General features: G+C 42.6%; 12 protein-coding genes and 1 pseudogene. 5 read left to right on the forward strand and 8 right to left on the reverse strand.

Translation table 11 applies throughout. From position 1 onward, the window contains the following. Positions 1 to 32 precede the first annotated feature (32 nt). The 3 genes from BUA40_RS04800 to BUA40_RS14890 form a co-directional block, all read right to left on the reverse strand. A complete protein-coding gene (locus BUA40_RS04800; protein WP_072798995.1) occupies positions 33 to 2,174 on the reverse strand; it encodes a polysaccharide biosynthesis tyrosine autokinase in 2,142 nt (713 codons plus the stop codon). Positions 2,175 to 2,496: 322 nt separating this feature from the next. Further along, the gene (locus BUA40_RS04805) at positions 2,497 to 2,856 is read right to left on the reverse strand and encodes a GIY-YIG nuclease family protein (protein ID WP_072798997.1); all 360 of its coding nucleotides are present in this window, start codon (positions 2,854 to 2,856) and stop codon (positions 2,497 to 2,499) included. Positions 2,857 to 3,081: 225 nt separating this feature from the next. After that, a complete protein-coding gene (locus BUA40_RS14890) occupies positions 3,082 to 3,255 on the reverse strand; it encodes an HTH domain-containing protein (protein ID WP_083585281.1) in 174 nt (57 codons plus the stop codon). On the opposite strand from BUA40_RS14890, the gene BUA40_RS14515 reads away from it, so the two are divergent. Continuing rightward, entirely contained in the window at positions 3,238 to 3,420 is a 183-nt protein-coding gene (locus BUA40_RS14515; RefSeq protein ID WP_178299550.1) for a hypothetical protein, read from the forward strand. The genes BUA40_RS14890 and BUA40_RS14515 overlap by 18 nt on opposite strands. Before the next feature lie 12 nt (positions 3,421 to 3,432). On the opposite strand, the gene BUA40_RS04815 is transcribed toward BUA40_RS14515, so the two are convergent. The 5 genes and pseudogenes from BUA40_RS04815 to BUA40_RS14895 all read right to left on the reverse strand — a co-directional run. Beyond that, positions 3,433 to 5,622, reverse strand: a complete 2,190-nt coding sequence (locus BUA40_RS04815; RefSeq protein ID WP_072799299.1) for an nSTAND3 domain-containing NTPase — start codon at positions 5,620 to 5,622, stop codon at positions 3,433 to 3,435. A 116-nt stretch (positions 5,623 to 5,738) separates the two neighbouring features. Beyond that, positions 5,739 to 6,623 (reverse strand): Abi family protein, encoded by an 885-nt coding sequence (locus BUA40_RS04820; protein ID WP_143149692.1) that lies wholly within the window; start codon positions 6,621 to 6,623, stop codon positions 5,739 to 5,741. 450 nt (positions 6,624 to 7,073) lie between these two features. Next, a complete protein-coding gene (locus BUA40_RS14770) occupies positions 7,074 to 7,727 on the reverse strand; it encodes an ATP-binding protein (protein ID WP_255369206.1) in 654 nt (217 codons plus the stop codon). A gap of 247 nt (positions 7,728 to 7,974) precedes the next feature. Continuing rightward, positions 7,975 to 8,142 carry an AlbA family DNA-binding domain-containing protein gene (locus tag BUA40_RS14775; RefSeq protein ID WP_255369207.1) on the reverse strand — a complete coding sequence of 56 codons (168 nt, stop codon included), beginning with the start codon at positions 8,140 to 8,142 and terminating at the stop codon, positions 7,975 to 7,977. Between the two features lie 160 nt (positions 8,143 to 8,302). Next, positions 8,303 to 8,714 (reverse strand): annotated as a pseudogene (locus BUA40_RS14895) (hypothetical protein); the annotation flags it as partial. A gap of 264 nt (positions 8,715 to 8,978) precedes the next feature. Between BUA40_RS14895 and BUA40_RS04845 the strand changes: the two are divergent. Genes BUA40_RS04845 through BUA40_RS04860 form a run of 4 tightly spaced genes read left to right on the forward strand, consistent with a single transcriptional unit; the run spans position 8,979 to position 12,362 of the window. Then, on the forward strand, positions 8,979 to 10,253 hold the full coding sequence (locus tag BUA40_RS04845) for an AAA family ATPase (RefSeq protein ID WP_072799009.1): 1,275 nt from the start codon (positions 8,979 to 8,981) through the stop codon (positions 10,251 to 10,253). Between the two features lies 1 nt (position 10,254). Further along, the gene (locus tag BUA40_RS04850) at positions 10,255 to 10,959 is read left to right on the forward strand and encodes an RloB family protein (RefSeq protein ID WP_083585282.1); all 705 of its coding nucleotides are present in this window, start codon (positions 10,255 to 10,257) and stop codon (positions 10,957 to 10,959) included. A gap of 21 nt (positions 10,960 to 10,980) precedes the next feature. Next, positions 10,981 to 11,484: a TIR domain-containing protein gene (locus BUA40_RS04855; protein WP_072799011.1), complete on the forward strand. Its 504-nt coding sequence runs from the start codon at positions 10,981 to 10,983 to the stop codon at positions 11,482 to 11,484. Next, on the forward strand, positions 11,481 to 12,362 hold the full coding sequence (locus tag BUA40_RS04860) for a macro domain-containing protein (RefSeq protein WP_072799013.1): 882 nt from the start codon (positions 11,481 to 11,483) through the stop codon (positions 12,360 to 12,362). The genes BUA40_RS04855 and BUA40_RS04860 overlap by 4 nt, the downstream gene beginning before the upstream one ends. Positions 12,363 to 12,578: the final 216 nt, after the last annotated feature.

The following is a 12,578-nucleotide window of genomic DNA, read 5'->3' on the forward strand; positions in this document are numbered from 1 at the left end:
TAAACACAAATATAGTATAAATTATTTAAATGTTAAGATTTACTGAAATAACCCTTGCCGTAATACCCCTTGCCATAGTAACCATAGCCATAATAGTGGCCCGGTTCGTATTCGCAATGGTTCAACACAAAGGCGCAAGGTTTATCGGCATAACGGCGCAAATTGGCCAAATTTTCCTTGATTTGCTCCAAAGAATCGGCCCCGTAATGCACCACCATCAAGGTAAAGTCTACCAGCGGGTAAATCAGTTCGGCATCAGTCACCATGCTGACCGGCGGGGTATCTACGATAATCATATCGTATTCCTGCTTCAAATCTTCGAGCAAGGTCTTGAACTTGTCGTGGCGCAACAGCTCACTGGGCGACATCAAACGTTTGCCACAACCCATCACGAACAAGTTTTCGCAACGGGCATCGGCAACGGCCTCGTGCCATTCCACCTTGCCCGAAAGCACTTCGGTGAGTCCTATGTACTTGGAACTGCGAATCACGCCCTTGCGCATGTCAGCATCAATCAGCAACACACGCTTGCCGTTCATGGCATACACAGCCGCCAGGTTCTTTGCCACAAAAGACTTACCCACCCCCGGCATCAAGCCGCAAGTCATCACCACCTTCTGCCCCGCTTCAAGCGAAAAATCGAGAGCCGTCTGCAAAGTGCGGAACGCTTCGCTCGCCTGGTCGTTAGGGGAAGATTCCACTAGCGTCAGTTTACGGCGTTTGTCTTTGACCAAACGGTTCTTGGATTCTGGAATCTTCGCAAACACGCTCACGTTGGTCGCGTGTTCCAATTCCTGAGAACTGCGGATTCCGTTACGCATCATGCGCAACAGAAACACCAAAAGCACTCCCACCATAAAGCTCGCAGCCATAGAGCAAACGAGGATGTTGAATTTTTTCGGTTTACTCTGGATCGGTTCAATCTGGGCAAAATCCACAACGCGCACGTTACCCACCTCGCCCGCGCGCACCACGCGCAGCTGCTGGATATTGTTGAGCATAGCGGTGTACTGGGCGTTGTTCAGCGATACATCTTCTTGCAAGCGAATCATTTCTTGCTGCGTAACCGGCATGGATTCTGCACTCTTCTTGAGGCGGGCCAGTTCCCCGCGCAACTTATCTTGCTGCTTCACGATGGTCTGCACCGAGGGGTGTTCTTCTTTAAACAAGCGCGTAGCCTCTTGACGTTGCTGTTCCAACTGGAGCAACTGGCGCTGCAAGTCTACCTCTTTATCCAAGTGGGCGCGAGTTTCACCCGTCATGTCGACCGAGCCAACACTGTGACGGTAGTCCGACAGAACCTTCTCGGAACTGTCGAGTGTTGCCTTAATACCCGGCAACCGGGTTTCCAAGAATTCCAAAGTCTTTTCGGCCTCGGCGCTACGCATCTCTACATTCTGGCGCACGTAAGTGTTCGCAATGGTATTGAGGATCGAGGCAGCACGGTCTGCATAACGGTGCGAGTAAGAGATACCGATTACGCCGGTCTGCTTGCCCTTCTCGGCAACCTTCAACGACCCCGCAAGACCCCGGACCGCCAGTAGAGGATTCCCCTGCTTTATCACAAATTTTTCGCCCAAAGTAGCACGCATCAACTTCACGCGCATGCGCAAGGTATCACCCGCATAAGGGGCCGAGAGCAAATCGCCTACTTTGCCTTCTACCAGCTTCGTTTCTTCGGGAGTGTAAATGGCATAAGTGTTCTCCCCTGTGACCACCGCTTCCCAGCGGTCGGCACGGGCCAGTTCAGGGATATCCAAGAAGTCGATATCCATACGGCCTTCGCGGTGGAGCAAACGGTTCAGCGCCCCCTGGGGGGTCGCCGAATACATCAGGTGTTCTTGATCCACCACATAGTTCAAGACCAGGCGGCTCTTGATGAGTTCAATTTCGGCATCGGCCGGGCTCGCCACCTCTAGCAAAGAGCCCATCTCGCCCAAGGCGCGGGCCGACTTGTTACCCTTAATGTCTATCTGGAACAGGGCATCGCTGGTGTACTGCGGGCGAATCCACTGGCCCACCACCACACCAATAGCGGCCCCCACCAAAAGGAACAGGCACAAAAGGTAACGCCTTTTCCAAAGGATAAACAAAGCCTCGAGCAAGGTAATGGTGTTGTTTGGCGTTTGGGCCTGTGCACCAACCACAATCGTCTGCTGTTCGCTATCGGCCATGTAAGTCTCCAAAATTTTAGCAAAATCGAAATTTGGGACAAAATATAGTAAAATTATTTAAAACTTACGGAATGTAGGCAAAAAAGCGTGCAAAGAGTGTATTACTTATTGTCATCCCCGGCTCCACTCATTGTCATCCCCGGCTTGACCGGGGATCTCCTGTTTCACTCATTGTCTTCCCCGCGAAAGCGGGGATCTCCCGTTTTAGAGGAAAATGGAGGTGCCCGATCAAGTCGGGCAAGACAGGATAGAAGATGTCTTCCCCGCGAAAGCGGGGATCTCCTTTTATGAATGAAAAATCCCGGGCAGAGCCCGGGAAAAGTCATTTAGGTGAGCTAATCGCTTTCCGCGCATTCTCAACCATCTCTGGCGTTACGCCTATTGATTCAGCAAGGTCTTTCCAATCGGCATTCATCTTTTCAATCAACTCAATTTTCCACAGACGTTTCCAGCGCTTGAGTCGCTTTTCCCTGGCGATGGCATCGCCAACATTAAAGAAATGTTCGTAATAGACCAGCCGGTTTACGTTATAATCATTCGTAAAACCTTCGTTAATCTTTATCTTATGTTCTATAATCCGGCGGCACAAATCGTTCGTGACGCCCGTATAGAACGTCGTGCGATATTGATTCGTCAAGATATACACGTAAAAGTTGTAGTTTGCAATATGGGGAGTAGACATGTTAACACCTCGTAATCTATGTTCAGATAAAACATAGATTATCATTTTGACAAAAAATGACAAAATGGATTTTGGTGGGAAGGAGGAGAAAACTGTTGATAATTTGACAAACGTATGAAAAAAAAATATATTGTTATTAACAATTCCCACCACGCCTCTTTGCAATGCGTACCACGGTGGGACTTCGCATTTATGGGGCTTAGATCCATCCCAAAGTTACCGTCTTTAGTTGCCGTCACCCAGAACTTCCCAGTAGCCGCCGTTATCAGGGCCGACTCTTTTTAAGAGTTCAGCTTCAACGAGATATTTAAGGTATGTGGCCACTGTTCGACGACTAAGATTTAGCGATTCAGCCAATTCCCCCGATGAAACATTCGGATTTTGGTTTACAAATTCCATCAAGCGGAAGCAACCGTCACAAGCCTTTTTGAAGGACGATTCCTGTTTGAATCTGGAACGGATTTTTTTAAAATTTTTTCCGTTCCATTTTTACCATCGGCAAGAGTTGTTGCAAAAAATGCAACAACTCATCCTAGCCTTGATAAAGAGAAACAACATCTCTGAGGAGTTTCCCGCCTACATCAAACCATCAAACAAAGCGTCAATATTCTTTTCTTCTTTTTCTTTATTATGCCTAGGACCACTATTCATTGCAGCATGAAAAAATTTCAGGTTTCCCTCAATAACACCCTTAAAATCAACATTTTTTCGAAGATTATCAATTTCTTTCTTTTTCAAAAAAGGATAATCATCCTGTATTTCCTCCAAAAAAATTTCCAGTTCTTCCTTAATTTCTTCAATTGAAGTGCATATGAAAGCATCAGTTTCATTTACCAAAATATTGTCAATGTCGATTTCCAATGATTCAAACAAGCATTCCTGCAAAAATTCAACAACATAATCCTTAACGAAAGGACAAGATTTGTAACCTTCTAAAATAGCCCCAAAATCATGATAATCATCACAAAAACAATAGGAGAAACACATAATAAAATCCGAAAAATCATATTTACTCAAATTATCCAAAACAATACAGAAAAAATTAAATTTGTTATATTCAATAAGTATATCATCGCCTTCATGAATTGATTCTATCAAGTTAGGCACAAGTCCACATTCAAAACCCAAAAGCCTGACTAAATGAATCTTTAAGCCAGTCCATTCATTTTTAGGACAGTTATTTAAAAGTTCACCGTAAACCGATTGAACATCGACAATCTTTTCGTTGTTATACTCTATAACTTCTATAGAATCAATTGTACCAAGGGCTAAGCTCAACTTGACAATTACATCTCTTTCCAAAATGGTGGGCAGGACATAATCAGAAACAGACGGGTTAAATACGGATACAAAAAACTCCTTGGAACCACTCGATATTTCAACATCCTTTCTCAAGATAGATCGAAGACAACCACTTAAAACATAATCAAAATCATTACGTTCTTGATCCGGCTTTTTTATTCCCATTAAGGTCAGCGCTCTACTATAGGCATCCCTTAGCAAACATTCTAGAATTTTTCCTCTATTTGCAACAACTAATTGAACTAAAAGACGTTGAGAAGCGTCTAAATGCCTTGTAAAGCAGTTTTCCCATATTTCTTTGGGATCATCCAATGTTTTATTGACAAACTCTAAATAACTTTCTTGTCGGGAATCTTCAAAATTTTCCTGTTTTGTAATAAAATGGATTAGTCTGGGATTAAAATTTCGATGTTTAATAATGGCATTATAAGCTTTGTTTTTTACAATATTTGCAATTTCATCAGCATCTATATTTGAATTCAGCAAATGATTGTACAAAATTCTAACTTTTGTTGAATCGGAGTACTCCCCCACACTAACGATATACGCCTTTTTCGCAAGACGATATTCTCGATAGCATTGACTATATAAACACGCTTTTTGAATGATATTCGTCCTAGACGTAAGAACAAATCTTTTGTTCTTTTCTTTAGAAATTCGTTTTAAGAAATTGACTATAGAGCTCTCTTGTTTTCCAGAGTAACAGTCATAATAAGTACTACCCAAAAAATCATCAAAATAGAAAACAATCTTCTTTTCTGTATCACTTAAATCGTAATCATCATGTGAAAATTCATCTTCAAAGAAATGAACCTCAAAACCTTCCTTATAATAAAGAAGGCAAATGTATTCTGCCAAGGTCGTCTTGCCCACGCCAGGCTCCCCCGCGATTACAGCCACATGGTTCTTTTCAAGTGAATCCACAACATTCTTCACATCAGGTGTTTCAACGAACACATTATTTAAGCCTTCCCATCGATTCTGCAGTTCATAAAAACAATTCATGTTGGCTGGTTTCAGCACTGCTCTAACTAAATCGGCATTTGTCGCCCATAATTTCACAGTGGATTTCAAGGTCGCCGTATCATTGTCTAGTAAACTACTTATTGAAACCGCACCCAATACTACAACATTTGAAACAGCCCCCTTTATCAAATTCCTCAATATTTCGGCCTGACTTTGGGAAAGATTCAACGAGGTCGCAAGAACATAGCAAGAAATACGCTTTTTTTGAATTTTAGGGAGTTCATCTTTCTCAATCTTATTCTTTAATTGATTAAAACCCGATTTAAGATAATGTTTCGCCTGGATAAGGGCCCTTTTGGGAATGTCACAAGCAAGTCCATCAATCCCGCTATCACGGCCCTCTGCATACTGCTCAACAACTCTAGTCTTGCCAATCAAGAGTTTGTTGACCATTTGTTCAAAATCAATATCGTTTAAAACGCTAAAGTCATAATTCATAACAAAACCTAAAAGCAAATAGAATCACTTAACTCAATATACATCCTTTTTGAACTTTTTAGCAAATAAAAGGGTTTCATTTTTCTTCGGCATTTAACTTAGCGATACATTCCTTTTTAAAATCTAAAGCCCTTCGGCAATCCCAAAGCATTCTCAAAGTTTTCCGGGCAAGCCCAAATCAACTCATTGAAAGTGGAAGTCATTTCCTTCTGGGCAGACATATCCATCGAAAGAAGATCATGCAAGATGAATATCAAGGCTCCAACCGAATCGTTCCCCAAATGCAACCTTTGCATGGCTGGAGTCCGAGATGGTCTAATTTTGAAGCGATAACCCCAAAGACGTCCATGATGGGCACATCGATTGCGGAGAATGACCAAGCAACGCACCCAAGACACCACGTCGTGAGGCGGTGCTTTCAGCCTTGCCGCAACCATTTTTACATGCGATTGAAATTTAAATGTACCAAAGATTTTTGACCATTTCCCGAACGAGAGATACTCAGAAAGAATCCAGCATGGAGGGACATCTGATTCCGCATATGTGGTTTTAAAATGTACTGCGGAGAGTTCATTATTGTCTATCGCCCGTTCCAAAGCATCTACACATTCCTGTCTCAAATTGATTAAATCAATGGAAGTTGTAAACAACTTATCATCTAGAAACCAAAATGGGTCCTGCGTCTCCGTTACCATGACATAGTTCAGAACAGAGCGGAACATTATTTCAAAACGTCCGAGATATTTCTGCAGTAACGTTCTAAGTTTTTCATCCCACAAATACAGATTGTAAATACGATTGAACGTCGTTTGAGGCAAAAACTTGTCTAAACGATTTCCATTGTTATCAAACTCCTCAAAATTAAGCCCGTAACCGCAAAAACGGTAATAATTGAGCAGTAACAACACTTGCATGGCCGAATCATTATCTATCTCAACCCCCCGGCTTTTCAGCAAGGCAACCTGTTCTTCAAGGGAAGTCGGCTTCTTTTTGAATTTCACCAGCTTCCCCTAAAAACAAAAAAGACTCGCCGTGGTCCGCTCCCGAAGAACGGGATCGCGTGGCGAGTACTATTGCTAAAGAATATAACTAAAAACGTTAACATTGTCAATATGTTCGGACTCAGTTTCGCAATATTTTTGAATTTCGACATTAGCAATCCGACACAGAACAAAAACACAATCGTATTCATAAATTTCAAATTTAGCTACAAAAAAAGACAATTTTGCAATCAATTGATTGCAAGATTTGTAAAAGTAGATTAAACAAAAGACAATGGGCGTTACCCGGCTAGGGACAGAGGCAGACTCTCCCGGCCCTACGGGCTTCGATCTCCCCTAAAGGGGACCATAGCCACTAAGCGGCACAGCCGCAAGTGGCTGGAGGCCCAACTCAATCGCAAGAATGGCATTTGTTGCATTAGCGATGTGAAACTGCCTAGATTATAAAAGCTATTTCTTGACGACTTCCCAGTGACCGCCCCTATCGGGACCAATACGTTTGACAAGCCCCATTTCAACAAGTTTTTTCAAGTTTTTAGCGACATTGGCGCGGTTAATCCCAACAACCTGTGCAATTCCCTCCTGCGACGCAGAGGGGTTTTGCTCTATAGCGGAAAGAATCTTCCTTTGATTTTCTGTAATATTTTCTGTATCTTTTTCTGTATCCTTTTCTGTATCCTTTTCTGTATCCCTGTCAACAGTTTTCCGCACGGTCACACGTATTCCGCAACCATTTTCCTCAATCCTGGGAACAGGTAAACCGGCCTCTTGGAACAGCCCTATAACGCGAGTAACACCGGAACCGTACTTTTCAATCTCGCCCAACATATTGAAGTGGTTTGCAATCGCCTTATTCCGAAGAGTGGACAAGTAATTTCCCGAATTCAAATCGTCAGGAGTCATCCCATCCATCAGTTTTCCCGGATTGAAAAACTCTATACGATCATCAAAAATTTTGACGCACGATTCCGATGCCGAACGATAATCCCTGTGAACAATCATGTTCAAGATTATTTCCCTGATGGCCTTTAGCGGATAATCCCAAACAAGATCATTTTCAAGCTTGTCGCTTATGACGACCTGACAATTGATGTGCTTTTTCACGAACTCATAAATTTCTTCTACCTGGCTCACCAAATCGCCATGGGCTTCGCCCCTGTCCTTGATTATTGTCGGGGACTGGAAAAAGCCCAGCTAGAATTCTGAGTACGCAACGTGCAATCCCCAATCTCAATCGGGCTCATCGCATGAACACTGTTCTCGTGCCGAATAAAGTAGCGTCCCTGCACCGCCACCGGCTTTATCAGGCTTTCCTTGACATTTATCGCAACAAGCGTCTTCCCTTTGTACTTTACGACTTCAACATCGGGGACCTGCACAGGCTCCGTAGCCCAACAAAGATGACACCTCCGTGCTTGTTGGCAAACACGCCCACAGCCTCGACAACCTCTTGATTGAAAGAGGATTTGAATTCCACTGTAGAGGATTCGCCAGCCTTGATTACCGATTCGTACCGCATCCATAATCTACACATTTGTTCACTATCAAATATACACAAACGCGGGGCGGTTGTCAATAGCCGGGGCAAAAAAAGTTAATTAAGCAACCTATTGTTGACAAAAGTGGCTTGCGGGCGTTCCCTGCTGCGCAGGGGTGGGCTCTCGCGGCACGAAGCCGAGGCTTATCTTCCCCTTGCCTTCCAGGATTTTCCGCTGGCTCATGACAATCTGACAGTCCAGAGCCGCAACCCAGTCCTGCATTTTCATCGGCTTTTCGTCAAGGGTCTGCAATTAGAATGTGATGTAGTTTCCCTTGAAATTTGTCATGCCGACGAACGGTTTCTCACTATCAACACGCTCGTATATAAGCTCTGCAACCGTATGCTTGCCGTTTTCCTTCTTGTTGAACTAACAAGAATTCCTTGTGAGTTGCCTCCTTAGGCAGTTCCTCGTCCTTGTATATGTTGTCGATGTGCAGGCTTATATTTTGCTGAGTGGTCTCATACAGTTCGGCAAGCTGAACCTGAGTCACCCATACATCTTCATCGGCAAAACGCACCGAAACGTCAGTTTTGCCGTCCAATACCCAAATTCTTTTTTTTGAAAAAAGGCGTTCCCTGCTGCGCAGGACCGCGCTCTCGCGGCCCTTCGGGCTTCGATCTCCCCTAAAGGGGACCATAGCCACTAAGCGGCATAGCCGCAAGTGGCTGGAGGCCTAACGCAAAATGCGGGGCAGAAGACCTGTCACACTACAAAATCGCACAAATCGTCCAAATTTCTACTCAAAACATTGCTTTTTCAACAAAAATTATATAAATTTTGAGAAAATCTCTCAAAATTCAGAAAGGCTACAATTATGCTTTTGTCATTTACCGTAGGAAATTATCGCTCATTCAAGGAAAGCAAGACCTTCTCAATGAAGGCCGCATCCATCCAGGAGCACAAGGATTTTGTCCGTGAAAGCGACAACGCCAAGTTGCTGCCGGTCGCAGCCATTTATGGAGCAAACTCCAGCGGCAAGAGCAACCTGCTTTCGGCATTACGAATGATGAAAGACATCTTACTTTCGTCCGTAAAAACCAACCCAACCGAAGAATTAAAAACAGATATATTTAAACTAGACGAACAATATACGCAAAAACCAACTTTCTTCGAAGTCACATTCACCCTAAACGACAACACATACAAATACGGCTTCGAATACTCCCCCAAAAAGATCAACGGCGAATGGCTGTATTCAATCAGGAATGATCGACAAAAAATATTTTTTATCAGGAATAACGAAGGAATCGGAGTAACCAAGGATTTTCCAGAGGGTGTAGGAAAGGAAGAGTCCACTGCAGAAAACCGTCTTTTTCTGTCCTTGGTGGCTCAACTCAACGGGAAAATTTCGACATCCATCATGAACTGGTTTGAAGAAATGCAAATTATTTCTGGTTTAGAAGATTCCGACTTTGAATTTCAGTCAACAGAATCCCTATTCACCAAGAATTCTGTGTCCGCAATGGCTCAAAAATTCATTGAATCAATGGATCTAGGATTCACAAGCCTTCGAAAAGGCGAAATCGGAGTCAAAACTCTTTTATTGAGTAATTTATCCGAGTTTAAGCCACACGACAATCTCAAAGAACTTTTATCCGAAAGACTTGATCAGAATAAGGTATCAACTATAAAAACAGGCCATACAGTTCATTATAACGACGGTTCATCAAAAGAAGAGTTTTTCTTCTATAAAAAAATGGAATCCGAAGGGACCAAAAAAATCATCAACATATCAAGTCCTATTGCCAAAGCCTTATCCAATGGCAGTGCGATTGTCATCGACGAGTTCGACGCCAAGCTGCACCCCCTACTCACCAAGAAAATTATCGACATCTTCAACTCTCCCGAAACAAACCCGTACAACGCGCAGCTGATATTCGCCACGCACGATACGAACCTCCTCAGCAACAAGATATTCCGCAGGGACCAGATCTGGTTTGCCGAAAAGAACCGCGAAGACGAATCCACCGACATCTATCCGCTAAGCGAAATCAAGGAACAGAACGGAGACAAAATCCGAAACGACAGGGTTTACGAAAAGGACTACATCAACGGAAAATACGGCGCAATTCCGTACTTGAGGGGTTAACGTGAAAAAACTCTCCGCAGAACAAATCGCACAAGAAGAGATGCTCCGCGCCCCGAAGCCCGCAACAGGCATTCCCAGGGAAAGGTTCGTCAAGGTCACCTTTTTGATTGCAACCGAAGGCACGAAAACCGAGCCAAACTACCTGAATGTACTCAAGGAGGAACTCGAGGCAACCAACCGTTTCAACATCGAGATTTCCATCGAAGGCAAAGGCAAGGCCACAAAAGCACTCGTCAACAAGATCGTTCGCCAAATAGAGAACTGCAACCAGGAATACGACCGAGTCTGGGCGGTCTTTGACAAGGACGAGTTCGACGACTTTGACGAGGCAATCAGCCTAGCCGAAAGCAAGAGCATTAATTGTGCCTGGTCCAACGAATGTTTCGAACTGTGGCTCTTGCTGCATTTCAAGGATGTATCCGCCCCCACCGGGCGCAAGGAACTATTTGAGGAACTGGAGTTGGCTATCCGAAACGCCCTGCACAAAAATAATCCAGAAGCCATTTTCGACCTTTCCAAGGGCAACGACAAAATCTACGAGTTGGTCACGAGTTTGGGCAACGAGGCAGACGCCATCAAGAGAGCCGCCGCATTAAAGTCGAAATACAAGGCAACAGACAAGCCGAGCAATCAAAATCCCTGTACGCACATGGACTCATTGATCAATGAACTAAGGCATCCGGAATCGATACCGGTGAGGATTTAAGCAATATAGGAGAATCAAAACATGGCTTATAGGAATAGAACATACATTGCTTTTGACGGCGACAATGACATGCCGTATTACAACCTAATGCGAGCATGGAGCGAAAATGACAATTTTGAATTCAAATTCTATGACGCTCACGGAATAAACACAGCGCGTGACTCAAGCCAAGAAGAATCTATTAAGAGACAATTACTAAAGCGTTTTGAAAATACAAAAATTTTCGTATTACTCGTTGGAGAACACACGCGATTTCTATATCGTTTTGTTCGGTGGGAAATAGAGCAAGCCATTCGACTACAATTGCCAATAATTGTAGTCAACATAAACGGCATCCGACATATTGATAGCGAATTTTGCCCACCAATTCTCGAAGACAAACTAGCCATTCATATTGCATTCAAACAAAAAATCATCCAAAAGGCTTTAAATCAATGGCCGACATTTCATGAACAATGCTTGAAAAACGGTAAGACAGGTCCTTTTTATTATGATGATTCTACATATGAGGGCTTAGGATTATGAAATATATCTTCAAACTTTTTTCTGCCCGATATATTGAAACCATTGGAAGTTTCCTATTAATAAAAGAATTGATATACGTTCTGACAGGTTCAGAAAGATTAGAAAATTTTTCAAATTACTTGGTCTTCGGCGTACTTCCTGTAATAGTTTGCATTATCGCTTTATTACGAAAATGCTTTTTTACCGATTACTCAATTGAGGAAACAGATTCAAAAATTTCACTATCATTTGGGAACATATTAAAGAAAACAGGAATTATCATCATCCCCGTAAATCAAGAATTCGACACTTTTGTTGGCGATGGTATCGTATCCCCAAGGTCTTTACATGGAAAATTTATAAATAAATTCTACAAAAACGACTTAACGACCCTCAACGCACTCATTGATACTGAATTACAGAAACAACAAGTATCCTTTACTCCAAGACCCAACAAAACAAAAGGTAAGCAAAAAAGCTACCCTTTAGGTACATGCGTTAGAATTGAAAAAAAGAACAAAATTTTTATTCTTGCAGCTTTAACGACTTTTGACGACAGTTGCCACGCAGAACCAATAAACAAATTCCATCGAAACGAATTTTTATCAAAAATTTGGGCATGGATTCGGTCCAACGAAGAACCCAATGACATCCATTTCCCTTTAATTGGATCAGGTAATTCCAGGATGAAAGGAACTTCTCAAGAAAAATATCGAGCCATAGTTGATTCAGGAATAGCAGAAATAAGCCAAGCAAAAACATTCCAAACATTTGATATCACACTGCCTTTTTGCACCTTTTCGAAATATGAAGAATTTGACGAATACATCCGTTTTAAAGCTTTGTATAAGGAAATATCAAATCCTGATCAAATCAACATAGGAACAGAGACGAATTAGTCTCGCAATTACCACCTATTTAGCGTTTAACTTTGGATGTATGACCATTTTTTTCTCTGTATGCAAGCCTACAAAAAAGAGAATAAAAAAATATTTATGATTATAGACTCAAAATTATTCAACAACATTTTTCAAAAATGCAGTCTTTTCTCCGCATATTTATAACAGACGGTGTAAATAAATACAGTCATTAATCCACGACTCTCTTGCCAAACC

This window comes from Fibrobacter sp. UWT2, assembly GCF_900142545.1.
Taxonomy (GTDB): domain Bacteria; phylum Fibrobacterota; class Fibrobacteria; order Fibrobacterales; family Fibrobacteraceae; genus Fibrobacter.

Bases quoted from the DNA above. Each gene is read 5' to 3' on its own strand.
- BUA40_RS04800 (WP_072798995.1), bottom strand. From the start codon at position 2,174: ATGGCCGATAGCGAACAGCAGACGATTGTGGTTGGTGCACAGGCCCAA.
- BUA40_RS04805 (WP_072798997.1), bottom strand. From the start codon at position 2,856: ATGTCTACTCCCCATATTGCAAACTACAACTTTTACGTGTATATCTTG.
- BUA40_RS14890 (WP_083585281.1), bottom strand. From the start codon at position 3,255: ATGGAATTTGTAAACCAAAATCCGAATGTTTCATCGGGGGAATTGGCT.
- BUA40_RS04815 (WP_072799299.1), bottom strand. From the start codon at position 5,622: ATGAATTATGACTTTAGCGTTTTAAACGATATTGATTTTGAACAAATG.
- BUA40_RS14775 (WP_255369207.1), bottom strand. From the start codon at position 8,142: ATGCGGTACGAATCGGTAATCAAGGCTGGCGAATCCTCTACAGTGGAA.
- BUA40_RS04845 (WP_072799009.1), top strand. From the start codon at position 8,979: ATGCTTTTGTCATTTACCGTAGGAAATTATCGCTCATTCAAGGAAAGC.
- BUA40_RS04855 (WP_072799011.1), top strand. From the start codon at position 10,981: ATGGCTTATAGGAATAGAACATACATTGCTTTTGACGGCGACAATGAC.
- BUA40_RS04860 (WP_072799013.1), top strand. From the start codon at position 11,481: ATGAAATATATCTTCAAACTTTTTTCTGCCCGATATATTGAAACCATT.